Raw genomic sequence first — 22,965 nt, forward strand, 5'->3', positions numbered from 1 at the left:
ATGCCCGGTTACTCATCGAGTTATGATATTGATAACCAAAGAACTTGAAGTTGCAGGTAGGCTGCCAGTGAACTCATCCCGATGAGCTTACACAGTCAAGTGATTCGGGTGCGTGAACGCAGCTAACACCCCTGCAGCTTCAAGGGCGAAGGTTAGGTTAGAGCCAGTTCTTGCGCTTGAAATAGAGATACGGTGCTAAACCCGCGATAATCATCAAACTGATCGCGCCCGGATAGCCAAATGACCAGCGCAATTCCGGCATAAACTCAAAGTTCATCCCGTAGCTGGATGCCACCAGTGTTGGCGGCAGGAACACCACCGATACCACCGAGAAGATCTTGATAATCCGGTTCTGCTCGATATTGATAAAGCCCATTGCTGCCTGCATCAGGAAGTTAACCTTCTGGAACAGGGATTCATTGTGTGGCAATAGGGATTCGATATCGCGCAATACCTCACGGGCTTGCTCCAGTTGACCACTCGGCAAGCGGGCTTTACGTACCAGGAAATTCAGTGCTCGCTGGGTATCCATCAGACACAAGCGCACTTTCCAGCCGATATCTTCCTGTTCCGCTAAGGTAGACAACGCGGCGTCATATTCATCACCTTGCTGCCCTTCCATAATGACGCGACTTAAGGCTTCCAAATCGCTATAAATGTTTTCGATTTCATCGGCTAGCTGCTCAATTTTGGTTTCGAACAGATCCAGCAACAGCTCATAGGCATTGCCATCAACCAGTGTTTGGTTACGCGCCCGCATCCGATATAAACGAAAAGCCGGTAACTCGCGCTCACGCAGGGTATACAGGCGACCATCACGGATGGTAAATGCCACGGTTGAGTTACCCGCATGGTCTTCAGCATCTTCATAATAGAAGAAGGAGTGGATATGCAGGCCATCCTCATCTTCAAAGAAGCGAGCGGAAGCCTCGATGTCGTCCAACTCTGGCCGGGTCGCCAGGCTTTGCCCTAACTCAGACTGGACGCGTTCGCGCTCCCCTTCTTCCGGTTCAACTAAGTCGACCCAAATTGATGAGGTCAGATCATCTGACTCATCTGATTCATCCAGCTCCAAACGGGATAAGCGATTGTTACTTAATTTAAATGCGCTCAGCATGTGCCAAAACTCCCTTGCGGTGATGGATAGGGATAACGCATTGAAGCACAGAAACAGCGAGGTATTGAGAAATACTCTATGTTTCAGACCATAAGGAGATCTGACTCACAGCGACGGCTTAGCGGGGCCGCTGACAACCACGAAGGCTATCAGCAAATATGAGGATAGCCTTAGAAGTTGCACCATATGAACAGGTTATTGAGCCAGTATCTACTGGGTGTGTCCAAGGCGAATGTCCTCATCAAGAATAGTGCGCGCATGTTACGCCGAGAAGAAAAAGACTGTCAACCGGTTAAAAGTAGTTAATAGCTGAGCTTTATTTTTAGTTGTTACGGACACAACAGGCGATAACACATCTTGGCGGCAGCTATCTGGCATGAACTGGCTAAAAAGCAAAAAAAAACCGAAGCCAACATCGACTTCGGTTTTGTGTATCCTGCATCTTCATTTAGCCAAAAACCGGCAAAATTCACAAAACAGGCTTTCCCTTTGGTATTGGCAAAATATCAACGCTTTATATTTTTAAACTGTTTGGTGGTGTCCGTTAGTGCAATTTCAGTCGGCAGACGTTCCATCGAACTGGCACCATAAAAACCGTCACATTGCGGGCAGTTATCCATAATGTATTGGGCATCTTCTGGTGAGGAAATTGGCCCACCGTGGCACAGCACAATGATATCTTCACGTACCGCTTTTGCCGCCGCAGCCCAGTCATTAATCAGAGGCACACAGTCCGCCAGTTTCAGTGCCGTGTCCGCACCGATGTTACCGCCAGTCGTCAGCCCCATATGTGGCACAATAATGTCAGCACCCGCTTGTGTCATGGCAACCGCATCGGCGGCACTGAAAACATAAGGGGTGGTCAGTAAATCTTTTTCGTGAGCCAGGCGGATCATATCCACTTCCAAGCCATAACCCATGCCGGTCTCTTCCAGATTGGCACGGAAGTTACCGTCAATTAACCCAACGGTTGGGAAGTTCTGCACGCCAGAAAAACCCAATGCTTTCAATTGGTCCAAAAAGTGATCGAACTGACAGAATGGGTCAGTACCATTCACTCCCGCCAGCACTGGCGTATTTTTGACTACCGGCAGCACTTCTTTGGCCATATCGACCACGATTTCATTGGCATTCCCGTAGGCCAGCAAACCTGCCAGCGACCCACGCCCCGCCATACGATAGCGGCCTGAGTTATAGATAACGATAAGATCAATTCCACCAGCCTCTTCACATTTAGCTGACAGCCCTGTGCCCGCACCGCCACCGATAATCGGCTCACGGCGGGCAATCATTTCCCGAAATTTGGCTAAAATGGCCTGGCGTTGAAATTTTGGCATATGTTTCTCCACGAATAAAATGGCCCTAATGGGATGGGCTCTTTGTTATTTCTTTAAAGTTTTCTACTGCGGCCTGGGCAAATTCTGGGTCATTGATGTTGAACGGATAGTGCACCAAGCGGCGTTTATCAGTTTGAATGACGGTCTCTTCCAGCGTATCAATAAAGGCTTTCAACGCTTTTTCATCCCAGAATGGCTGGCCCGGCGCATCCAATGCTGAGAATCCGCCGGCTGGAATTAAGAAGCGCACTTCACCCTGACAACGATTGAGCTTTTCACCAATCCAGCGTGCCATTTGAATATTCTCTTGCTCGGTGGTGCGCATCAGTGTCACTTGGGCGTTATGTTTATAGAACAAGCGATCGGTATATTTAGCCGGAATAGTTGCCGGGCTGCCGAAGTTGACCATATCCAATGCACCGCAAGAGCCGACATACGGGATGTTGCTGTGAGCAATAGCATCGAAGCGTTCCGGCCCACAGGCCAATACCCCGTCAAATAACAGGTCGCAGACCTCGGTGGTGGTCAGATCAAGTGCCCCCGCCAGCAAGCCACTTTCGGCCAGTTTTTCCATGGCTTTGCCGCCGCTACCTGTGGCGTGGAATACCAAACAGTCATATTCGTCTGATAATGCGGCACTGACGGCCTGAATACAGGGAGTTGTCACACCAAACATGGTCAAGCCCAGCGCCGGTTTATCATCAACCAGTAACTCTTCTTTGGCGAAATAGACTGCTCCGGCAATCTGGTGAGCCGCATTACTCAGTACACGACGAGAAATACGGTTAAGCCCGGCAATATCGGTGACGGAATACATCATGGCGATATCACTGGCACCGATGTAACCTGAAACATCACCAGAAGCCATGGTAGATACCATCAATTTAGGAATACCAATCGGTAAGCTTTGCATCGCCGGTGTAATCAGCGCGGTGCCGCCGGAACCTCCCAGACCTAATAACGCGGCCACATCATCACGGCTGGCAATAAAACGCTCAAAAGCGACGGCCATTGCACTTATCGCCCGCCCCCTATCACCACAGAACACCGCCTGACGCCCATCGGGGTGATAGCCCGCTACTGTCTCGGCAGAGATATCTGCGCCACTGGCTCGTTGGCCTTCTTTAGTCGATAAATCCACCGTGACCGTTGTTAGCCCGGTTGCTTTAATCAATTCACTGACATACGTCAGCTCTTCGCCTTTGGTATCTGTGGTAGTCGCGATAAAAATATGACGAGGCATCTGAACATCCTTCTATGAATGCGCGTGTAGCTCACTTCTTTTTATTGGAAGTTTATTTTCTACTTACAGCCGAACAACGAAGCGAGTTGGTTAAGATAGAATCATATTGAGACTAGAGTATCATTTTCGCAAAGGGTACTGCTGTTTTTTGAGACTAGAGTCTCAAAATTAGTTTGCAGGTGAAATGCATTCATGGCGATTTGTGCGGTCGGTTTGTTATAGTGAGCGCAGATACTCGTTATTGACCATGGAGTGACCGTGCATAATCAGGATAAACAGGAGCGCGCCTCTCCATCACTGACCACCATCAAAGCCAGAACCCGGCGGTTACTGATCGATACAGCGATGTCGATGTATGAACAAGGGACATTTCCGTCGATAACAGACGTAGCAAATGCGGCGCAACTCTCGCGCGCTACGGCTTATCGTTATTTCCCGACGCAAAGTGCGTTGGTTTCTGCCATGGTCGATGAAAGCCTTGGGCCGATATTGGCATGGCAGCCTACCCAACCAGATGCCCGGCAACGCATTGCGGAACTGCTCTCTTTTGCTTATCCACGCATGTTGCAACACGAAGGTGTACTTCGTGCCGCGCTGCATCTGTCATTGCAACAATGGGCGGCTGACCGCAGCAATCCTAACAGTGAAGAGAAGTTGGTGCGTGGTAACCGTAAGCGGTTATTGAAGCTGGCTGTCGAGCCGCTGGAAGGGAAGCTGTCACCGGAGGCCTTGCAACGGGTGATCTATGCTTTCTCGTTAATCTATGGCTCAGAAGTGTTTATGGTGCTGAAAGATATTTGGCATTTGGATGATGCGGGTATTCAAGATGTGACGCAGTGGATGGGGAAAGCGATTTTGTTGCAGGCTGAAACCGATGCCAGGCAAGCGCCTCAGGATGAGAGCCGCTAATGCCGCGGCTACATTAATTACCCAAAGTCATCGGCGTTGCAGCAAGGCAGCAAATGAACGCATCCCGATGAGCTTACACAGTCAAGTGATTCGGGTAAGTGAGTGCCGCTAACGCCGCTGCGGCGTCAAGACCGCAGGGTAAATTTATACAGCCTCTAATCGGGCGTAAGCCGCGACCAACCACTTAATCCCCTCTCCGGGGAAAGCGATTTGCAACCGGCTGTGTTCGCCGCTACCTTCCAGATTAACCACGGTACCTTCACCAAATTTAGGATGACGCACCCGTTGACCCAGAGAGAAACCACTGTCATTTTCATTCATCGGCGTCCCCATATTGCGGTGGTTAACCGGGCGAGAAACCGTTGCACGTAGCCGTACTTCTTCGACGCATTCCTGCGGCAGTTCGCCGATAAAGCGGGATGGCCGATGATTCACTTCTTTGCCGTACAGACGGCGGCTCTCTGCATAGCAAAGAGTCAGTTTCTGCATCGCGCGGGTGACCCCAACATAGGCCAGTCGGCGCTCTTCTTCCAAGCGGCCACCTTCATCCAGTGACATCTGGCTCGGGAACATCCCCTCTTCCATACCCACAATGAACACCTGTGGGAACTCCAAGCCTTTCGCGGAATGGAGAGTCATTAATTGCACTGCATCCTGATAAGCATCGGCCTGCCCCTCTCCCGCTTCCAGCGCCGCATGAGACAAGAATGCCTGTAGTGGCATCAGATCCTGATCTTCATCCTGATAACTGTATTGGCGGGTCGCATTGACCAACTCTTCAAGGTTCTCAACGCGCGCCTGACCTTTTTCACCTTTTTCCTGTTCGTACATCGACCACAAACCGGAATCACGAATCACCCGGTCACTTTGGACATGCAACGGCATATCCGCCGTTTCATGAGCCAGGGAGTCGACCAGCTCAACAAACCGTTGCAGTGCAGAGGCTGCGCGGCCTGCCAGCACTTTTTCCTGCAACATGGCACGGGTTGATTGCCACAGCGTTAGCTGACGGTCACGGGCGGTTTGGCGCACCACATCTAAGGTACGATCGCCAATACCGCGAGTAGGTGTATTGACCACTCGCTCAAAAGCAGCATCATCATTACGGTTGGAAATTAGCCGCAAATAAGCCAGTGCATCTTTAATCTCCTGACGTTCGAAGAAGCGCTGACCGCCATAAATACGGTACGGCATCGCGGTCTGCAATAGTGCTTCTTCCAAAACGCGCGATTGGGCGTTGCTACGATACAAGATGGCACAATCATTCAGAGCACCACCGTTGTCCTGCCAGGCTTTGATGCGGTAAACCACAAAGCGCGCCTCATCCAGTTCGTTAAAGGCGCAATAGAGTGAGATCGGTTCGCCTTCGGCACCGTCCGTCCACAGATTTTTCCCCATGCGGCCATCATTATTGGCAATCAGGGTATTTGCTGCCGTCAAAATATTGCTGGTAGAACGGTAATTCTGCTCCAACCGGATGGTTTCAGCGCCGGGGAAATCTTTCAAAAAGCGCTGGATATTTTCCACCTGCGCCCCACGCCAGCCATAGATTGATTGGTCATCGTCACCGACAATCATCACATTAGAACGGTCACCTGCCAGCAGACGAATCCAGGCGTATTGGATATTGTTAGTATCCTGAAACTCATCCACCAAAATGTTGGTGAAGCGTTCACGATAATGATTAAGAATATGGGGTTTGTTTAGCCACAATTCGTGTGCTCGCAGCAACAGCTCGGCAAAATCCACCAGACCGGCGCGGTCACAAGCTTCCTGATACGCCTGATAGATACGCAGCCAGGTGGCTTCAACCGGATTGCCATAGCTCTCAATATGCTGTGGTCGTAATCCTTCGTCTTTTTTGCCGTTGATGTACCACATCGCCTGACGCGGTGGCCATTGTTTATCATCTAAATTCAGTGCTTTAACCAACCGCTTTAATAACCGTAGCTGGTCGTCGCTGTCGAGAATCTGAAAATCCTGCGGCAAGTTGGCATCCATATGGTGAGCGCGCAGCAAGCGGTGCGCCAACCCATGGAAAGTCCCAATCCACATTCCGCCCTGACTGGTGCCAATCAAGTGTTCAATACGGTGGCGCATTTCGGCCGCCGCTTTATTGGTGAACGTCACTGCGATAATTGAGTACGGAGACGCATTTTCTACTGATAACAACCAGGCAATGCGATGAACCAGCACCCGGGTTTTGCCACTGCCTGCACCGGCCAGGACCAACAGGTTGCAGCGTGGCGCAGCCACGGCTTCGCGTTGTTTTTCATTCAGGCTGTCGAGCAGATCAGAAACGTCCATAGGCACCGTTTATCGGGTAAGGGAAAATAGCGAAATCGCCGAGTATTCGGGTATTTTGCCACCATTCCACTGTGAATTTATACAGATTTATTGCAGGGGATTATAGCAATGCTGTCAGGGAAGCCAACTGAGAAATCTCAATATGTGGCAATAAGCGGCTATCACTGGCCGTCATCAGGTTCTGCTGACGGTCATTAATCCAGCAAGCCTGCATACCGCAACGTAGCGCGCCGGCGACATCGGTAGTCAAATCATCACCCACATGCAGAATCTGTTTGAGTGGGATATCCAGATGGTTTGCCGCTTTATGGTACATATCGCGAAAAGGCTTGGCACGGCCATGGGGGCCGGAACGCAGCACAAACTGGAAGTATCGATCCAGACCACAGGCTTTAGGATCGGCATTGCCATTGGTGATAGCCACCAGCGGATAATGCTCCGCCAGCGCGCTCAAAGTGTCATGGGTGGCCGCTGGCACATAAATACGGCTACGCCATAGGGCAAAATTCTCCATGGCTGCATCAGCGCCACATTGCGCCTCAGACTTACTTAAGCCATGACGTATCAAGCCCAGTTCAATCGCATGCCAACGCCACTGGGTAACATCGTGGTAGATGCCCGGGTCCTGCGCCAGCAATTCAGCGCGAAAACGGTGAAAATCAGCGGCCTGTAACTGCGCCAGATTGGGATGATACTGCTGTAAGAATGCCACCGACTCTTGTTCAGTGCGGGTAATCACTGGCCGATTATCATACAGGGTGTCATCCAAATCGAAGCTAATGGCGGAAATACTCTCGAGTGGGCGATAAAAATGCATCAGGATTTGCCTCGTTTGGCGCGTGGATGAGCGGCATCATACACTGTCGCCAGATGTTGAAAGTCGAGATGAGTATAAATTTGTGTGGTCGTCAGATTGGCGTGACCCAGTAGCTCCTGCACCGCGCGCAAATCACCACTGGATTCCAACATGTGAGTGGCGAAAGAGTGGCGCAATTTGTGTGGGTGAATATGGCTGCTGACACCTTGCTTTACACCCCATTCGGCAAAGCGTTTTTGCACATTGCGCGCTGAAATTCGCTTACCGGTATTGGCTAAAAAGATAGCATCGTCAACAGGTTCAAATAACTCGCGCAGTTCCAGCCAATGCTCTAACCAGGTCACTGCGGTCCTGCCAATCGGTACTTTACGCTCTTTACTGCCTTTCCCCATCACCCAGACTTCACCGCTGGCTAAATCTACGTGTTTGCAGTTCATGCCAACCAGTTCGGATAGACGCAAACCCGCGCCATACATCACTTCCAGCATCGCCCGATCACGGACCGCCAAGGGATCATTGAGGTCGATATCCAACAGTTTATCGACCTCATCGACATCGATGTTTTTTGGCAGATGGCGGCCTGAACGCGGTGTACTCACCCCTTTTGCGGGGTTGGCCTGCAATACGCCCTGACTCACCAGCCAATCAAGAAAGCTGCGCAAAGCTGAGAGGCGCAGCGCAAGGCTTGAGGAATGTAAACCGGCACGTTTACTGCGAGAAACCAGTGACCGCACCTGAGCCGCGTCAAGCTGCTGCCAGTGCGCCAGGCCCATTTGCTCGCCCATTTCCATGAGTGCCTGTAGCTGGCGTCGATAACTGGTAATAGTCAGTGGACTGAGCTGACGCTCAACTTTGAGATAACGCAAGAAAGCCTCTACCTGCGGGGCAAGTGAGGCACTGAATTCGGTCATACCGGCTCTATCCAACGCTCCAGCAGGCTCGGCAATAACGTCGATAACTGATTCAGCATCACGGTACCCATGCCCTGCTGATAATGTTGCGTATCACGGCTGCTGAAGATAATGACACCTAGATCGCCATCTTTGCCCAGTAACGAGAGTGCGACCGACCCTACCTGCTTGGCCTGAGGCAATAACAACAGCAGTTCCGGCCCGTTCAAACCGCCCAGATAATGGTTATCGCTCCCCAAACGCTGAATACGTAGTGGCTCGAAGGCGTGACGGGCAAGTGCCAAATGGGTGAAATCAGACGGCGCACCAATATGCCAGCGGTCACTGAATAAGCGCACATTAGCACCTGCCAAGCCGAAGTCGCGTGCCCAGCGCTGCAAGCGATTAAGCATATCTTGCAAGCTGCTGGCCGCAGCCAAATTGCTTTGTAGTTGCAGCAAGCGATTAAACAACACTTCATTCAAGCCCGCCTGCTCCATTAGCAAGGTGATCTCTTCTTCCAACTGACCAATCTGATTACGTTGTCGCCCTAGCTGCCACTCCACCAGCGAGACACTGCCGCGAACAGGGTGAGGAATATGCATCTGTTCGACCAGACGGGCATTGCGGATAAAAAAGTCAGGGTTTTGCAATAAGTACTGCATGACAGCATCGTCGTCCAACTCGATGCCAGCTAACGCCTGCTCCTCATAACTTTTCATTTAATACCCGCCATAATGAATATTTATACCCTAAATAATTCGAGTTGCATGAAGGCGGCCAACACACATGCAGCTTGAAGTACGACGGGTATACTATAAATGAATGAAGCCATCATACACATGTGTTGCCGGCCCGGTCATATACAGTGGGTGGCCCGGCCCTTTCCAACTGATATGCAAGCTGCCACCTGGCAGTTCAACATGAACCTCTTCAGCCAACAACTCTTGCTGGATCCCCACCGCCACTGCTGCACAAGCACCGCTACCACAGGCTTGCGTTTCGCCAGCACCGCGCTCATACACCCGTAAGTGTATATGCTCGCGGCTAACCACCTGCATAAAACCAATATTAGCCCGTTCGGGGAAGCGCTCATGGCTTTCCAATACTGGACCCAGCAAGGCAACATTAGCAACCGAAACATCATCAACCTGCATCACACAGTGAGGATTGCCCATTGATACCACGCCGCACAACACCGTATGTTCCGCCGCGCGTAAAATGTAGGTTTTCTCTGCTTTAGTTGCTCTGAAAGGCACCGTTTGCGGGTCAAAATTGGGTTCGCCCATATTGACACAAACCAGCTCGTCTTCAGTAACACTCAATATCATGCGGCCAGTTTGGGTACTCACACTGATATCACGTTTATTGGTCAACCCTTTCAACCGAACAAACCGGGCAAAACAACGTGCACCATTGCCACACTGAGAAACTTCGCTGCCATCGGCATTAAAAATACGGTAGTGAAAATCCAGCTCAGGATCATAAGGCGGTTCAACCACCAGCATCTGATCAAAGCCCACGCCAGTGTGCCGGTCTGCTAATCGACGAATTAACTCCGGCGAAAAGTAAACATTTTGGGTAACTGCATCGACAACCATAAAGTCGTTGCCAAGACCGTGCATTTTGGAGAACTGCATTTCATACTCCGCTGACTTTCATTTACCGGCTAAATTTGGCACGGGCAAATTAAATACTGACTCAATCTGGCTGCGATAAAAATAATTACTGCGGCCCGGCAATAGATTTTGTCTGGTTGGTACCTGACAGGTCCTGCTGGTTTCGCTCTACCTGACCACTATCCGGTTGCGCGGTTTCTACTTTTGGTTTGTCAGCGGGTGGAAAATATAACGGGCCTTTCAAGCCACAACCCGCCAGTGCGAATACCATCATCGCAACCAGCGGCCAACATAATTCTTTTTTCATTTTTAACGCCTGTAAATTGTTTTAGCACCTATTATACCCAAAGAATCTGGCGTTGCAGGTTGGCCGCAAACGAATCCCAATGCGCTTACATCGGTAATTGATTCGGGTGAGTGCACACTGCTAACCCCTGCGGCTTCAAGTATGAAGGGTATAATCGCATTAATACTTGTGATTCATGCGTTCATGCTCTCTATAATCGCAGGTGGATCATGAAAAGCAATAGGAATCGAATATGAACGATAGCGAGTTTCATCAGTTAGCCGATCAATTGATGCTTTACATTGAAGAGACACTGGATGGTTTTAGCGGCGATAGTGATGTCGATTATGAAACCAATGGCGGGGTGATGACCCTGACATTCGAAAATGGCAGTAAGATTGTTATCAACCGCCAAGAGCCACTGCATCAGGTATGGTTGGCGACTAAAGCAGGTGGTTACCATTTCAATTATCGTGAAGGCCACTGGTATTGCTCACGCAGCGGCGAAGAGTTCTTCGCCAAATTATCGCAAGCGGCTAGCGCGCAGGCGGGTGAAGAGGTGAGTTTTATCTAGTCGCATGCGGCTTCAAGGACACAGGTCATTCCCCAAAGTCATTGAAGTTGCAGGTAGGCAGCCAGCAAACGCATCCTGATGAGCTGACTCAAGTCAGTGATTCGGGTAAGAGCGTGCAGCTAACATCCCTGCGGCTTCAAGGACACAGGTCATTCCCCAAAGTCATTGGAGTTGCAGGTAAGCAGCCAGCAAACGCATCCCGATGAGCTGACTCAAGTCAGTGATTCGGGTAAGAGCGCGCAGCTAACACCCCTGCGGCTTCAAGGACACAGGGGAAATTAATGTAACTGCAACTGCTGCGCAGGCTGGCTTGGCTCTTTGTCGACGATATATAGATGGGATAACGTGTTGCTGCGAAAAGGGATCACTTGGGTACGGCCATCTAATTGCACAATTTGGTAGAACTGCGGCAGGTTGAAGTTAATAAAGCTGGAGCCGTAGGTAAAACGGTCGTGAGACGATGAATAAAAACGGCTGACATCTCGCACCAACTCCTCTTTACTGCCCTCGCAGTGGTGATAAACCTCAACGCGGTTTGATTCATCCAAAATATAAATGTTAAAGCCTTTTTCATCTGCGGTGCCTTCGAAGAAGAACTGAATGATCCCTTCGCTGGCAAAACCGTCCACCACTGGCGGCAGATGAATTTGATCGGTTTCTACCTGAATCGATAGCCCATGCAGTTTGTTATTAGAAATCGCACCGTAAAATTCGACCGCATTTTCCAATTTTTGAACGGAAACACTCAGGCGTTCAAAGAACAAACCCCAGGTCTGGCCGGAAACTCGTACCGCTTTAAAACGGCCCGGTTCCTGACGGGTACTGGATAAGCGCAACTCAATACACTCGGAAACCAACTGCTGAATGCGGGTACGAATCAAACCACGCAAATGCTGGCTGTAACAGAACACATCCACTGACTCCGGCGGCGCCGCATCCTGATGCATTTTGCCTAAAATGGTTTTCAATGCTTCCAACACCGCCTGCTCACCACTGAAATGCAAGGTTCGCACTTCATTCCAGGAGTTGCGGTACAGCAAATCGATACTGCCCACCAGACACTGCTGCTGCTCGCCAAAACTGAATACATCCAGTTTACGGAAATCAAAATGCACCACCTGATTGCGGAAAGCCGCTGTCGGGTCATGCTCTAAATTGACGATAATCGCCAAATGGCGAATCTCACACGGGCTATAGAGTGCTTTAGGTGTCGGTGCAGGCAAGCGCAACGGGAAGTGGTGAGAGATATCCGTCACCAATTCTTGCAATTTCACCGTATCGCACAGATTGGCGCTTTTAATATGTAGCCGTGTCTTGCTGGTCAACAGGCCGTTGAAATAGGCCCAGGACACCAGTTTGTTCAGGTAACGGTTATATTCCAGCGGCTGGTGACTCACAATCGCATCCATAGAGGGCGCTTGATTATATAAGTACCAACCCGCGCGGTTAGCACGGCCTGCCGGAACATGAATGAAAGTCAGATGTTCTTCCGATAAATCCGGTGAAATTTGCGGGTTAACCAGCGTCACTTTGCCAGGTAAAGCTTCAAATGCCGCGTACAGTTTACGGGTCAAAACGCCGATATCCTGCGGACTGGCACTGACACTCAGATTGTTGCGCCGCGCGAAACGGATCAAATTGCGATAACTCTGCATCATCGCATCCAACAGCTCGTTATGCGCTTCACGTACCCGCTCAATCTTCCAGTTAGCACGGTTATCCAGCACCGCCAAACTCTCGTCACTCCAGCCCCATTCACTGACCAGTTGGCTGAGAATTTCACGCCGCCAGCCGACACTCGCCGGGCTACGGGACAGTTTTTCGCACACTTTCAGATAGAAACAACGCCGCACCAAATTCAGACGGGTGGTGTCATTGATTTGGGTCAGATAGCGAGTGACACGATCAAGCATCATGCAATAAGCATCAAGACCGAAAGCCACAATTTCACCGGCATGCAGGCGCTGTTTGATCTCCATCGCCAGCAATTGAGAATTGGGGTATTCCCACGAATACGCTTCCAGCAATAAGGTTTTCAGCACCGCCTTATAGGGCGAATCGATACTTTTATACAATTGCCACAAACTGGCACCGAAATACTCTTCGGCTGACAGGGTGCTCAAACCGCCCAAATCCAGCCACTCATTCGGTGTTAATACGCCCTGCGCATAGAGCGACAGTACGTAATCGTCATAATTATTTTCTTCTTCGACCGGAACCATATTCCACAGAATACGTTTCCCTGCCAGACGAACCGCGCTGCGGTAAAACTCATCCAGCAATAATATGTGTTGGGTTGAACCGCAATCTTCGCCCCCCAAGCTGCCACTGGCATTATGGCGGAAACGGTTTTCATCTATCAGGAAGAAGCTGACTTCAACACCCATTGATGCAGCCCATTTTTCCAGCAGACTGCATTTTTGTTGCAAGCGGTTACGCTCTTCAGAATCGAGCCAGGCCTGATGGCACACCCAAACATCAAGATCTGAAGTATGGCATTGCCCAATAGAGGAAGTGCTACCCATAGAATAGACGCCGGTAATCGGCAGTTCGCCGCCGACACTCTGTTGCAAAGGTTCGCCCCACTTGGCTTCAACCTCAGACAGATAATCCTGTTGCGTTTCATTGGACGTAAAAAGGCAGACGCCATGGGGAACGTTACCATCAAGGTAACCCGGCATCAGTGGATGATGATAATGTAGTAGGGTCGGTAGCAGACTGTAGACCTTTTGGAAGGCTGGCCCCATAGCCGCCAAGGCGCGATCGACTCGTAATTGGTTGATCGCATCCAGTCGCTGTTTCAGTGTCTCGATGTAGAGGTACAAGACGTCTCGCCTGGTTATTCCGGTGCTTAGAATTGTTCCGGTGCTTAGAAAAAAACCCGCGTCCCAGATTCGTTTATTACTTTTTTTGACTTTCAGCGAAAAATGTACTTTTTGTTGTACTGACCAAAAAACATTTTGTTTGAAGACATTTTGTTTGAATAACAATTAACGAATTATTGCTGGAAACGTGATCAATCTAACACCTTGCCGATTGACCGTAAAGCTATCCCTACAATTGTAATGTCTATCTATACCTTTCTTAGCTGACATTCACAGGTAGGTTGGCTGATAACGACGCCGTGGTATTAAGGAAGAAGTTATCCCGCCATGTATTTGTTACAATAGCTGCTTTCTTGTGCTCTTATCCGTCGTCTTCATGTGGCTATCGCACTGACAGCATTCACTGGTCAATGATAGGATGGGCCGCAAAATATAAAACGGTAACAAGCAATGTTAGACAAAATTATTCGAATTGCCACGCGACAAAGCCCGCTCGCCTTATGGCAAGCACATTATGTTCAACATTTACTGCAAGCCAATCATCCCGGCTTGCAGGTTGAGTTGGTCCCAATGGTTACCCGTGGGGACATCATTCTGGATACCCCACTGGCAAAAGTCGGTGGTAAAGGCTTGTTCGTCAAAGAGTTAGAGCTGGCCCTACTGGAAGATCGCGCGGATATCGCCGTCCACTCCATGAAAGATGTGCCCATCGCCTTCCCTGAGGGCTTGGGTCTGGTCACCATTTGTGAACGCGATGATCCACGTGATGCTTTTGTAGCGCCACATTTTGCTCATCTCGATGATTTACCTGCGGGCAGCATCGTCGGCACCTCCAGCCTGCGTCGCCAGTGCCAATTGCGCGAGCGTCGCCCGGACCTGATTATCCGCGACCTGCGGGGTAATGTAGGCACTCGCCTTGCCAAGCTTGATAACGGCGATTACCACGCGATTATACTGGCGGTTGCGGGCCTCAATCGCCTGGGGCTGGCATCGCGGATTCGCTACGCCATGCCCGCCGAGGAGTCGTTACCGGCTGTCGGTCAGGGTGCCGTCGGCATTGAATGCCGCCTGGATGACGATTTTACCCGCCAACTGCTGGCACCACTCAATCATCGTGCCACCGAGCTGCGAGTATGTGCCGAGCGAGCCATGAACACCCGTCTCGAAGGAGGCTGTCAGGTGCCGATCGGCAGCTATGCTGAGTTAGAAGGCAACACGCTGTGGCTCCGTGGATTAGTCGGTGCGCCGGATGGCAGTGAGATCATTCGCGGTGAGCGCCGAGGACCGGCGGAGAATGCAGAGCAAATGGGGATTGAGCTGGCCGATGAGTTACTATCACGTGGTGCGCGCGCAATATTGGCCGATGTTTATCAGGATACCCCCCCACTATGACCATTTTGGTAACCCGTCCATCTCCTGCTGGAGAGCAGTTAGTCAGTCGCCTGCGTGCGCTGGGCCGGGTTGCCTATCATGCGCCATTGATTGATTTCTCTCCGGGGGTAGATCTGCCTAAATTACCGGCATTGCTCCAAGAGATGCAAGCTGGTGATCTGGTATTTGCGTTATCACAGAATGCTATCCGCTACGCTAACCCACTGTTAAAAAGAAATAACCTGTTATGGCCAGCACAGTTATCTTATTATGCTATTGGCCGTACCACCGCATTGGCATTGCATACTGCCAGCCGTTTGCATGTCACCTTCCCCCCGATGGGGGAGACCAGCGAGATGCTGTTATCATTACCAGACCTGCAAACACTGTCCGGTAAAAAGGTGTTGTTACTGCGCGGTAATGGCGGGCGGGAACTGCTAGGCGAAAGTCTGGCACAGCGAGGAGCGGCAATTACCTACTGTGAATGTTATCAACGCAGCCCCATCTTTTATGATGGCAGTGAGCAAAGTGCGCATTGGCAACGTGCGGGGGTCAATATTCTGGTAGTGACCAGCGGCGAAATGTTACAACAGATCTATACTTTAGTTCCTGATTACTATCGTTCTTCGTGGCTGCTACGCTGCCGCCTGGTTGTAGTGAGTGAGCGTTTGGCTGCCCTGGCCGCCCAAATGGGCTGGCGTGATACCCGGGTGGCAGAAAATGCGGATAATGACGCGCTGATCCGCGCGCTACAAGACTTTCAATAAACCTGAAACCTGACTATGGGATGCCCAATATGACGGAACAAAATACCCCATCCGCACCAGTGGAAGAGACAACCACTGCGGTTGAGAGGCACCAACAGCCAGAACCTGAAGGCCGCCGGGAGAAACGAACCGGCCCAATTCTGGGTGCCATTGCTATTGCATTGGCTATCGCGCTGGGTGCCGGGCTTTATTATCACGGACAGCAGCAGGCTCAGTTACAAGATGTGGCGAATATCGCGCTACAAGAACAGTTGGCTGAACTAAAACAGAGCCAATTGCAGGAAAAACAGCAGCTTGAGTCATTACTACAACAGCAAGGCAAAGCGCTGGAAGCAGCAGATCGTCAGCAAACCTCGCTGATCCGCCAACTTAACGAATTACAGGAAAAAGTCGCCACTATTTCGGGTAGCGATGCCAAAACATGGCTACTGGCACAGGCGGATTTTCTGGTGAAAATGGCTGGGCGCAAACTGTGGAGTGATCAGGATGTCGCCACCGCAGCGACTTTACTGAAAAGTGCCGATGCCAGTCTGGCTGACATGAATGACCCAAGTCTTATCGACGTACGCCGCGCACTCACCGAGGACATCAGTACCCTTTCAGCGGTAAGCCAGGTGGATTTTGACGGCATTATCCTCAAACTGAATCAGCTGTCGAATCAGGTGGATAATCTACGTTTGGCTGATAACAATACCGATGATTCGCCGATGGATGCCGATAGCGATGAGCTATCCAGTTCATTAGCCGAATGGCGTCAGAACCTGACCAAAAGCTGGCACAGCTTTATGTCTGATTTTATTACTATCCGCCGCCGTGATAGCAGCGCAGAGCCACTGCTGGCACCGAATCAGGATGTTTATTTACGCGAGAATATTCGCTCCCGCTTGCTGGTCGCGGCTCAGGCAGTCCCTCGCCATCAAGACGAAGTGTACAAACAGTCACTGGAGACTATCTCCACTTGGGTTCGCGCTTATTTCGATGTGAATGACCCGAGCACCAAAGCTTTTCTGGATGAGCTAGAGAGCCTGAGTCAACAGTCAATCTCAATGGACGTACCTGATCAATTGAAGAGCCAGCCAATGCTGGAAAAATTGATGCAAACCCGGGTTCGTAACTTACTGGCACAACCGCCAGTTGCCGCTCAGGGGGAATAAGTATGCTGCGAGTTTTACTGTTATTCCTTATCCTGACCGCCGGCATCGTCCTCGGCCCCATGTTGGCTGGGCACCAAGGCTATGTATTGATTCAAACTGACAACTATAACGTTGAGACCAGCGTGACCGGTCTGGTGATTATATTGGTGCTGGTATTGGTCGCGTTCCTTATCATTGAATGGATACTGCGCCGTATTTTCCGCACCGGTGCCCGTACCCGTGGTTGGTTTATGGGCCGCAAACGCACCCGCGCTCGTAAGCAAACCAAAGCTGCATTGATCAAACTAGCCGAAGGGGATTTCAAGCAGGTTGAAAAGTTGCTCACCCGTAATGCCGATCATGCTGAACAACCGATGGTAAACTACCTGCTGGCTGCGGAAGCTGCCCAACAGCGTGGCGATGAATTCCGTACCAATCAATATCTGGAACGAGCAGCAGAAGTTGCTGATACAGATCAGTTGCCGGTAGATATCACCCGAGTGCGCATTCAACTGGCGCAAGGCCACGTTCATGCGGCCCGCCATGGGGTGGATCGTTTATTGGATCAAGCCCCACGTCACCCAGAAGTGCTGCGTCTGGCTGAACAGGCTTTCCTGCGTACCGGTGCTTACAGTTCATTGCTGGAAATTTTACCCGCGATGAGCAAAGTGCAGGTCCATACACCAGAAGAAATCGCCGCATTGGAGCAGCAAGCTTATATTGGCATGATGAATCAATGTATGGCGGAAGAAGGCAGTGATGGTCTGAAACGCTGGTGGAAAGATCAAAGCCGAAAAGTCCGCAATGAGATCCCGCTGCAAGTCGCACTGGCAGAACACCTAATTGAGTGTGACGATCATGATGTCGCCCAGCAAATCATTCTGGATGGCCTGAAGCGTCAGTATGATGAGCGCTTAGTACTCCTGATCCCACGCTTAAAATCAGGTAACCCAGAGCCGCTGGAGAAAGCATTGCGCCAGCACATCAAGCAGCATGGCGCGACCCCGCTACTTAATAGCACCTTGGGCCAACTCATGCTAAAACACGGTGAATGGGAGAAGGCCCACGAAGCCTTTAAAGCAGCGCTTGAGCAGCGTCCAGACGGTTATGACTATGCATGGTTAGCTGATGCCCTGGATAAACTGCATCGCCCTGAAGATGCAGCGCAGGCGCGTCGTGAGGGGCTACTGTTGACCTTGCGGCAGAATGGGGAATCGCTCTGACCATTAGCAAAACAGCAATCTAAAGGCTCCTACGGGGCCTTTTTTCTGCTCCTGATTCGGGGAACAAATCTGTCGGGAGCAGATTTGAACGCTGCTTGCAGCGGCCTCAACGAAGCGAGGCCCACGGATGGACCGAGTAACTAGCACAGCTAACAACCCTGCGGCTTCAAGTAGCAAAGAGTACCCAAAGTAATTGGAGTTGCAGGTAGGCAGCCAGCAAACGCATCCCGATGAGCTGACTCAAGTCAGTGACTCGGGGAACAAATCTGTCGGGAGCAGATTTGAACGCTGCTTGCAGCGGCCTCAACGAGGCGAGGCCCACGGATGGGCCGAGTAACTAGCGCAGCTAACAACCCTGCGGCTTCAAGTAGCAAAGAGTACCCAAAGTAATTGGAGTTGCAGGTAGGCAGCCAGCAAACGCATCCCGATGAGCTGACTCAAGTCAGTGACTCGGGTAAGAGCGCGCAGCTAACAACCCTGCGGCTTCAAGTACGAAGGGTATGCAAAAAAAAACGCTTGCCGGAAAGGCAAGCGTCTAAAATTTTCAGGTCTACAGACAACAATGTCGGCGCCTCACTCAACGTTATGCCCGGTATGTGATGAAGATATTCGACATCGTTTACATGGACAATAGGCACCCTAAAATCGGCTCTGCATCATCTCTGGGTTTATGAAGCTAATTTGGCTATAACACCACGCTATCATAATAAGTGAGATGAGCATCTACAGGGTAGATATTGCACTTAGCGTGCCAACTCCATCTAACCGAGAGCAATTTCATCTAATTACCCGCGAGTAAGCGTTTAATCAACTGATAAATAATAAATTTATTTTCATCCTAATAGATGGTGCGATACAACGCACCAGCCATAGCGCGACCAATACTGTCTAAGTGATCTGTCGCTACAAAACGACGTTATACACTATCATTTATTTTCTTTATTTTTATCATAATCTTATATGTCTCTGTTTGGAGACAAAGCCTCTGCCTTTTGTCGCAAAAAACCAACACCTATTCTTTTACCTGATAAATCACCAGTCTGGTCACCCTATAGGGCTAATTTGATCAAAGGGTGCCAACAAAGGTTCTAATACAAGGAGGACAGACTGTGAGGCCGGATTAGCGACCGTCAATACAACAGGATGAAAAGAGAGGGCTATGATGGGGAATCGATATTATACCGACGAAAAAAAACCCCGCATTGCGGGGTTTCTTCTGAAATTGGTCGGCGAGAGAGGATTCGAACCTCCGACCCACTGGTCCCAAACCAGTTGCGCTACCAAGCTGCGCTACTCGCCGATTTCTTACTGTTCACTCTACATGGTCTCTCGACCTATGTCCATGTAAATATTAATGAATATCTACATGTTTGTGTGGTGCGAAGGGAGGGACTTGAACCCTCACGTCCGTAAGGACACTAACACCTGAAGCTAGCGCGTCTACCAATTCCGCCACCATCGCATGTTTCACAAAATTTGGGGTGGCTAATGGGGCTCGAACCCACGACAACTGGAATCACAATCCAGGGCTCTACCAACTGAGCTATAGCCACCATAACTTCTTTACAGCTTACTTCGTCGTACGCGGCAATCTTACCACCGCAGCTCTTGCACACAAAATTAATGGTGCGCCCGACAGGATTCGAACCTGAGACCTCTGCCTCCGGAGGGCAGCGCTCTATCCAGCTGAGCTACGGGCGCTTAGCGCCGTTGCGGGTGAGGATACTACGGTTTTAATACTTGGCTGTCTAGTGCTTTTTTAGAAGAAATGGTGTGTTTGCTTACGCTTTGCACACTCTGCCGCAAAAGTTAGCCATTAATAGCCCCACCTCGCCTTGTTCGCTGGTTTTATAGACGTTTTATCCCCTTCATACTTGAAGCCGCAAGGATGTTCACTGCTCTCGGTACCCGGCCCTTCCATGGACCGGGCCTCTACAAGGCTACTACTGCAAGCAGCATTCAAATCAGTTCCCAGCAGATTCGTCATTCGCTTGCGGCCTACCTACAACGCCAATTACTTTGGAGATGTTTCAGCAACGTTGTGTTTATGCATTCTCAGTCCGAAATAACATGCCGACACCAATCCAAGGAAAATCACCCCGACTAACAAAGATAAACGGGTATCAGGGTTAATCCCCATCCCGACCAGTACACATATCAAGAAAGCGATAGTTAGATAGTTTACATACGGGAACATGATGGATTTAAACGGATGCTGCTTTAACGCTTCTTTATGTACCTGGCGGAAACGCAGCTGGCTAACGAGGACCACAAACCACGGCACCATGCCCGGTAATACACTGGCACTGTAAACATAGACAAACACCTGCTGTGGATTTGGAATAATGTAATTAAGGCTTGACCCCACTAGCAGACACAGAATCGTCACCGCAATACAGTAAACTGGCACACCGCTGGCCGACAGTTTAGTCAGGCAGGCAGGTAACTGGCGATTTTTCGCCAGTGCATACAACATACGCCCGCCGCTATACATACCGCTGTTACAGCCTGACAGTGCCGCAGTCAGCACCACGAAGTTAATAATACCCGCAGCTGAAACTATCCCAATCTTGGCAAATGTCAGGACAAACGGGCTGCCTTCCGTGCCGATACCATTCCACGGGAAGATAGTGACAATGACAAATATCGCGCCAACATAGAAAATCAGGATGCGCCATAAAATATTATTAATGGCTCGCTTTAATGCCACTTGCGGGTTTTTAGCCTCACCGGCGGTGATGCCCACCAGCTCAACCCCCTGATAGGACGCCACCACAATACACAAAGCAAACATGAACCCTTTCCACCCGCCGGCAAAAAAGCCGCCATGGGCTGTCAGGTTATCAAAACCAATCGCTTGTCCGTGATTACCAAAACCGAAGAAGATAACGCCCAGCCCCACCAAAATCATCACAATGATGGTGGTAACCTTGATCATCGCGAACCAGAACTCCAGCTCACCATATAATCTAACCGCCGCCAGATTAGCCAGCGCCACTATGGCCACCCCGGCAATCGCAGGTAACCATTGTGGAATTTCTGGGAACCAAAACTGAACGTATACCCCAATCGCGGTAATTTCTGATATCCCCACCGCTATCCACATAAACCAATAACCCCAAGCCGTTAGATAGCCGAAATAGGGGCTAAGATACTTATGGGCATAGACGGCAAAGGAGCCGGCAACCGGCTCCAGATAAAGCATTTCGCCCATGGCCCGCATAATAAAGAATACAAATAAGCCAGCAATGATATAAGCCAGCAATACCGAAGGCCCGGCCCATTTTAGGGTGCTGGCTGACCCCATAAACAACCCGACGCCAATTGTCCCACCTAACGCTATCAGTTCGATATGCCGGGCTTCCAACCCACGGTGTAATCCTTTTTTCTCTTCGTTATCTGCCATATATCCTCTGTGAGCTGATGATGTGTCTGCTCCGGCTTTCCCGGTTGTTTTTATTAATTAATCTATTGTTTTTATTAAAAATAGACGTTTTTCACACAAAAAAATCTAACGACTGCACCAACGTGTTCAGCCTAATGATGACTACTTTAATTTATGCAAGTTAACGAATAGGGAAACCACCCACAATAAAAGGCGATTATGAGCACATAACCCTAACCGGCCGGTATCCTTCCGTATCTGGGTCAGATTAGCAAACAGGAAACTAAAACTTTATGGAATAAAAATTAAATAATCGATTCCAAAATGGAATTAAGGCGTGATGATATTGGTAGAAGGAATAAATGCGAGAGGTTTTATAACAGCAGGGTTGGTGAAACCCTGCCCAAAAGACAATATTACAGACGGCCGCTGTAATAATAACCAACAAACTTAAGCAACTTGAACTGACGCCGGATACGACTTGGTTGCGCCAGCAGGCGATAAAGCCACTCCAGCCCCATGTTCTGCCATATCTTAGGTGCACGTTTGACATGACCGGTAAAGACGTCATAGGTGCCACCAACGCCCATATACAGTGCATCGGGATAGAACTTACGGCAGTCACGCATAAACATTTCCTGTTTAGGCGATCCCATGGCGACAGTCACTATCGCCGCGCCACTAGCCGCTATTCTCGCAAACAGGGCTTCGCGCTGCTCTGGTGTAAAATAGCCATCCTGGCTACCCACCAGATTCACATTCCATTGCGCGCGTAATTTAGCTTCAGTTTCTGCCAACACGTCAGGTTTACCGCCCACCAAAAAGACCGGCGTCCCTTGCTGCCCGGCACGCTGCATGAGTGCTTCCCACAAATCTGCACCCGCTACCCGTGACAGCTTCGCCTGTGGGTATTTACGACGAATCGCACGCACCATACTGATACCGTCGGCATACAGATATTCAGCCTCGGTGATCAACTCACGCAACGCCGCATCATCCTCAGCTTTGAGCAGTTTCTCTGCGTTCATTGCCACCAGCGTTCCGGTCTTCACCGGGCCACTGCTTAGCAAATGATCCAGCGTTTGAGCCATATCACGAAAGCCCCAAATCTCGAAACCACGGACATTATATTTTGGAATAACAGTATTCGGTTCCATTACGA

At 50.2% G+C, this 22,965-nt stretch carries 18 protein-coding genes and 4 tRNA genes; 6 read left to right on the forward strand and 16 right to left on the reverse strand.

What is annotated here, in order from left to right; translation table 11 throughout:
• Positions 1-157: 157 nt before the first annotated feature.
• From corA to Q2T71_RS17740, 3 genes are all read right to left on the reverse strand, one after another.
• Positions 158-1,117 (reverse strand): magnesium/cobalt transporter CorA, encoded by a 960-nt coding sequence (gene corA, locus Q2T71_RS17730; protein WP_005188027.1) that lies wholly within the window; start codon positions 1,115-1,117, stop codon positions 158-160.
• A gap of 506 nt (positions 1,118-1,623) precedes the next feature.
• The gene (locus Q2T71_RS17735) at positions 1,624-2,454 is read right to left on the reverse strand and encodes a phosphoenolpyruvate hydrolase family protein (protein WP_083161917.1); all 831 of its coding nucleotides are present in this window, start codon (positions 2,452-2,454) and stop codon (positions 1,624-1,626) included.
• Positions 2,455-2,479: 25 nt separating this feature from the next.
• Positions 2,480-3,697: a Tm-1-like ATP-binding domain-containing protein gene (locus Q2T71_RS17740; protein WP_372560066.1), complete on the reverse strand. Its 1,218-nt coding sequence runs from the start codon at positions 3,695-3,697 to the stop codon at positions 2,480-2,482.
• Between the two features lie 258 nt (positions 3,698-3,955).
• Between Q2T71_RS17740 and Q2T71_RS17745 the strand changes: the two genes are divergently transcribed.
• Complete coding sequence (locus Q2T71_RS17745; protein ID WP_372560067.1) at positions 3,956-4,606, forward strand: TetR/AcrR family transcriptional regulator; 651 nt, start codon at positions 3,956-3,958, stop codon at positions 4,604-4,606.
• A gap of 144 nt (positions 4,607-4,750) precedes the next feature.
• Here the strand turns inward: Q2T71_RS17745 and uvrD are convergent, their stop codons facing one another.
• The 6 genes from uvrD to Q2T71_RS17775 form a co-directional block, all read right to left on the reverse strand.
• Entirely contained in the window at positions 4,751-6,913 is a 2,163-nt protein-coding gene (gene uvrD / locus Q2T71_RS17750) for a DNA helicase II (protein ID WP_372560068.1), read from the reverse strand.
• A gap of 100 nt (positions 6,914-7,013) precedes the next feature.
• Positions 7,014-7,730: a 5-amino-6-(5-phospho-D-ribitylamino)uracil phosphatase YigB gene (gene yigB, locus Q2T71_RS17755; RefSeq protein WP_083161913.1), complete on the reverse strand. Its 717-nt coding sequence runs from the start codon at positions 7,728-7,730 to the stop codon at positions 7,014-7,016.
• Positions 7,730-8,641: a tyrosine recombinase XerC gene (gene xerC, locus Q2T71_RS17760; protein ID WP_372560069.1), complete on the reverse strand. Its 912-nt coding sequence runs from the start codon at positions 8,639-8,641 to the stop codon at positions 7,730-7,732. Before xerC ends, yigB begins: the two co-directional genes overlap by 1 nt.
• A complete protein-coding gene (locus tag Q2T71_RS17765; RefSeq protein WP_083161909.1) occupies positions 8,638-9,342 on the reverse strand; it encodes a DUF484 domain-containing protein in 705 nt (234 codons plus the stop codon). Before Q2T71_RS17765 ends, xerC begins: the two co-directional genes overlap by 4 nt.
• A 93-nt stretch (positions 9,343-9,435) precedes the next feature.
• Entirely contained in the window at positions 9,436-10,260 is an 825-nt protein-coding gene (dapF, locus tag Q2T71_RS17770; protein ID WP_372560070.1) for a diaminopimelate epimerase, read from the reverse strand.
• A gap of 85 nt (positions 10,261-10,345) precedes the next feature.
• Positions 10,346-10,546 (reverse strand): lipoprotein, encoded by a 201-nt coding sequence (locus Q2T71_RS17775; protein WP_372560071.1) that lies wholly within the window; start codon positions 10,544-10,546, stop codon positions 10,346-10,348.
• A gap of 232 nt (positions 10,547-10,778) precedes the next feature.
• On the opposite strand from Q2T71_RS17775, the gene cyaY reads away from it, so the two are divergent.
• Positions 10,779-11,099: an iron donor protein CyaY gene (cyaY, locus tag Q2T71_RS17780; RefSeq protein ID WP_083161903.1), complete on the forward strand. Its 321-nt coding sequence runs from the start codon at positions 10,779-10,781 to the stop codon at positions 11,097-11,099.
• A gap of 278 nt (positions 11,100-11,377) precedes the next feature.
• On the opposite strand, the gene Q2T71_RS17785 is transcribed toward cyaY, so the two are convergent.
• Positions 11,378-13,924 (reverse strand): class I adenylate cyclase, encoded by a 2,547-nt coding sequence (locus Q2T71_RS17785; protein WP_372560072.1) that lies wholly within the window; start codon positions 13,922-13,924, stop codon positions 11,378-11,380.
• A 450-nt stretch (positions 13,925-14,374) separates the two neighbouring features.
• Between Q2T71_RS17785 and hemC the strand changes: the two genes are divergently transcribed.
• From hemC to hemY, 4 genes are read left to right on the forward strand one after another with little or no spacing between them, the layout of a single operon-like run.
• Positions 14,375-15,316, forward strand: a complete 942-nt coding sequence (gene hemC, locus Q2T71_RS17790; protein ID WP_372560073.1) for a hydroxymethylbilane synthase — start codon at positions 14,375-14,377, stop codon at positions 15,314-15,316.
• Positions 15,313-16,062 (forward strand): uroporphyrinogen-III synthase, encoded by a 750-nt coding sequence (gene hemD, locus Q2T71_RS17795; protein WP_372560074.1) that lies wholly within the window; start codon positions 15,313-15,315, stop codon positions 16,060-16,062. The genes hemC and hemD overlap by 4 nt, the downstream gene beginning before the upstream one ends.
• A gap of 29 nt (positions 16,063-16,091) precedes the next feature.
• Positions 16,092-17,216, forward strand: coding sequence for a uroporphyrinogen-III C-methyltransferase (gene hemX / locus Q2T71_RS17800; protein ID WP_083161894.1), 1,125 nt, complete (start codon positions 16,092-16,094; stop codon positions 17,214-17,216).
• Positions 17,217-17,218: 2 nt separating this feature from the next.
• The gene (gene hemY / locus Q2T71_RS17805; protein ID WP_083161892.1) at positions 17,219-18,418 is read left to right on the forward strand and encodes a protoheme IX biogenesis protein HemY; all 1,200 of its coding nucleotides are present in this window, start codon (positions 17,219-17,221) and stop codon (positions 18,416-18,418) included.
• A gap of 1,223 nt (positions 18,419-19,641) precedes the next feature.
• Here the strand turns inward: hemY and Q2T71_RS17810 are convergent.
• The 6 genes from Q2T71_RS17810 to wecG all read right to left on the reverse strand — a co-directional run bounded on the left by Q2T71_RS17810 (position 19,642) and on the right by wecG (position 22,960).
• A tRNA-Pro gene (locus Q2T71_RS17810) sits at positions 19,642-19,718 on the reverse strand.
• A 75-nt stretch (positions 19,719-19,793) separates the two neighbouring features.
• Positions 19,794-19,880, reverse strand: a tRNA-Leu gene (locus Q2T71_RS17815).
• 15 nt (positions 19,881-19,895) lie between these two features.
• Positions 19,896-19,971: transfer RNA gene (locus Q2T71_RS17820), tRNA-His, on the reverse strand.
• Between the two features lie 71 nt (positions 19,972-20,042).
• Positions 20,043-20,119 (reverse strand) — tRNA-Arg (locus Q2T71_RS17825).
• 313 nt (positions 20,120-20,432) lie between these two features.
• Complete coding sequence (locus Q2T71_RS17830; RefSeq protein WP_372560075.1) at positions 20,433-21,824, reverse strand: amino acid permease; 1,392 nt, start codon at positions 21,822-21,824, stop codon at positions 20,433-20,435.
• Positions 21,825-22,219: 395 nt separating this feature from the next.
• The gene (gene wecG / locus Q2T71_RS17835; RefSeq protein ID WP_083161888.1) at positions 22,220-22,960 is read right to left on the reverse strand and encodes a lipopolysaccharide N-acetylmannosaminouronosyltransferase; all 741 of its coding nucleotides are present in this window, start codon (positions 22,958-22,960) and stop codon (positions 22,220-22,222) included.
• Between the last annotated feature and the right edge of the window lie 5 nt (positions 22,961-22,965).

It is taken from the genome of Yersinia sp. 1652 StPb PI, assembly GCF_041538345.1.
In the GTDB taxonomy this organism is placed as follows: domain Bacteria; phylum Pseudomonadota; class Gammaproteobacteria; order Enterobacterales; family Enterobacteriaceae; genus Yersinia; species Yersinia enterocolitica_E.

Coding starts and splice junctions, on each gene's coding strand:
- Q2T71_RS17775 (WP_372560071.1), bottom strand. CDS start 10,546: ATGAAAAAAGAATTATGTTGGCCGCTGGTTGCGATGATGGTATTCGCA.
- hemC (WP_372560073.1), top strand. CDS start 14,375: ATGTTAGACAAAATTATTCGAATTGCCACGCGACAAAGCCCGCTCGCC.
- uvrD (WP_372560068.1), bottom strand. CDS start 6,913: ATGGACGTTTCTGATCTGCTCGACAGCCTGAATGAAAAACAACGCGAA.
- cyaY (WP_083161903.1), top strand. CDS start 10,779: ATGAACGATAGCGAGTTTCATCAGTTAGCCGATCAATTGATGCTTTAC.
- Q2T71_RS17830 (WP_372560075.1), bottom strand. CDS start 21,824: ATGGCAGATAACGAAGAGAAAAAAGGATTACACCGTGGGTTGGAAGCC.
- hemX (WP_083161894.1), top strand. CDS start 16,092: ATGACGGAACAAAATACCCCATCCGCACCAGTGGAAGAGACAACCACT.
- Q2T71_RS17735 (WP_083161917.1), bottom strand. CDS start 2,454: ATGCCAAAATTTCAACGCCAGGCCATTTTAGCCAAATTTCGGGAAATG.
- hemY (WP_083161892.1), top strand. CDS start 17,219: ATGCTGCGAGTTTTACTGTTATTCCTTATCCTGACCGCCGGCATCGTC.
- Q2T71_RS17765 (WP_083161909.1), bottom strand. CDS start 9,342: ATGAAAAGTTATGAGGAGCAGGCGTTAGCTGGCATCGAGTTGGACGAC.
- corA (WP_005188027.1), bottom strand. CDS start 1,117: ATGCTGAGCGCATTTAAATTAAGTAACAATCGCTTATCCCGTTTGGAG.
- hemD (WP_372560074.1), top strand. CDS start 15,313: ATGACCATTTTGGTAACCCGTCCATCTCCTGCTGGAGAGCAGTTAGTC.
- dapF (WP_372560070.1), bottom strand. CDS start 10,260: ATGCAGTTCTCCAAAATGCACGGTCTTGGCAACGACTTTATGGTTGTC.
- yigB (WP_083161913.1), bottom strand. CDS start 7,730: ATGCATTTTTATCGCCCACTCGAGAGTATTTCCGCCATTAGCTTCGAT.
- xerC (WP_372560069.1), bottom strand. CDS start 8,641: ATGACCGAATTCAGTGCCTCACTTGCCCCGCAGGTAGAGGCTTTCTTG.
- Q2T71_RS17740 (WP_372560066.1), bottom strand. CDS start 3,697: ATGCCTCGTCATATTTTTATCGCGACTACCACAGATACCAAAGGCGAA.
- wecG (WP_083161888.1), bottom strand. CDS start 22,960: ATGGAACCGAATACTGTTATTCCAAAATATAATGTCCGTGGTTTCGAG.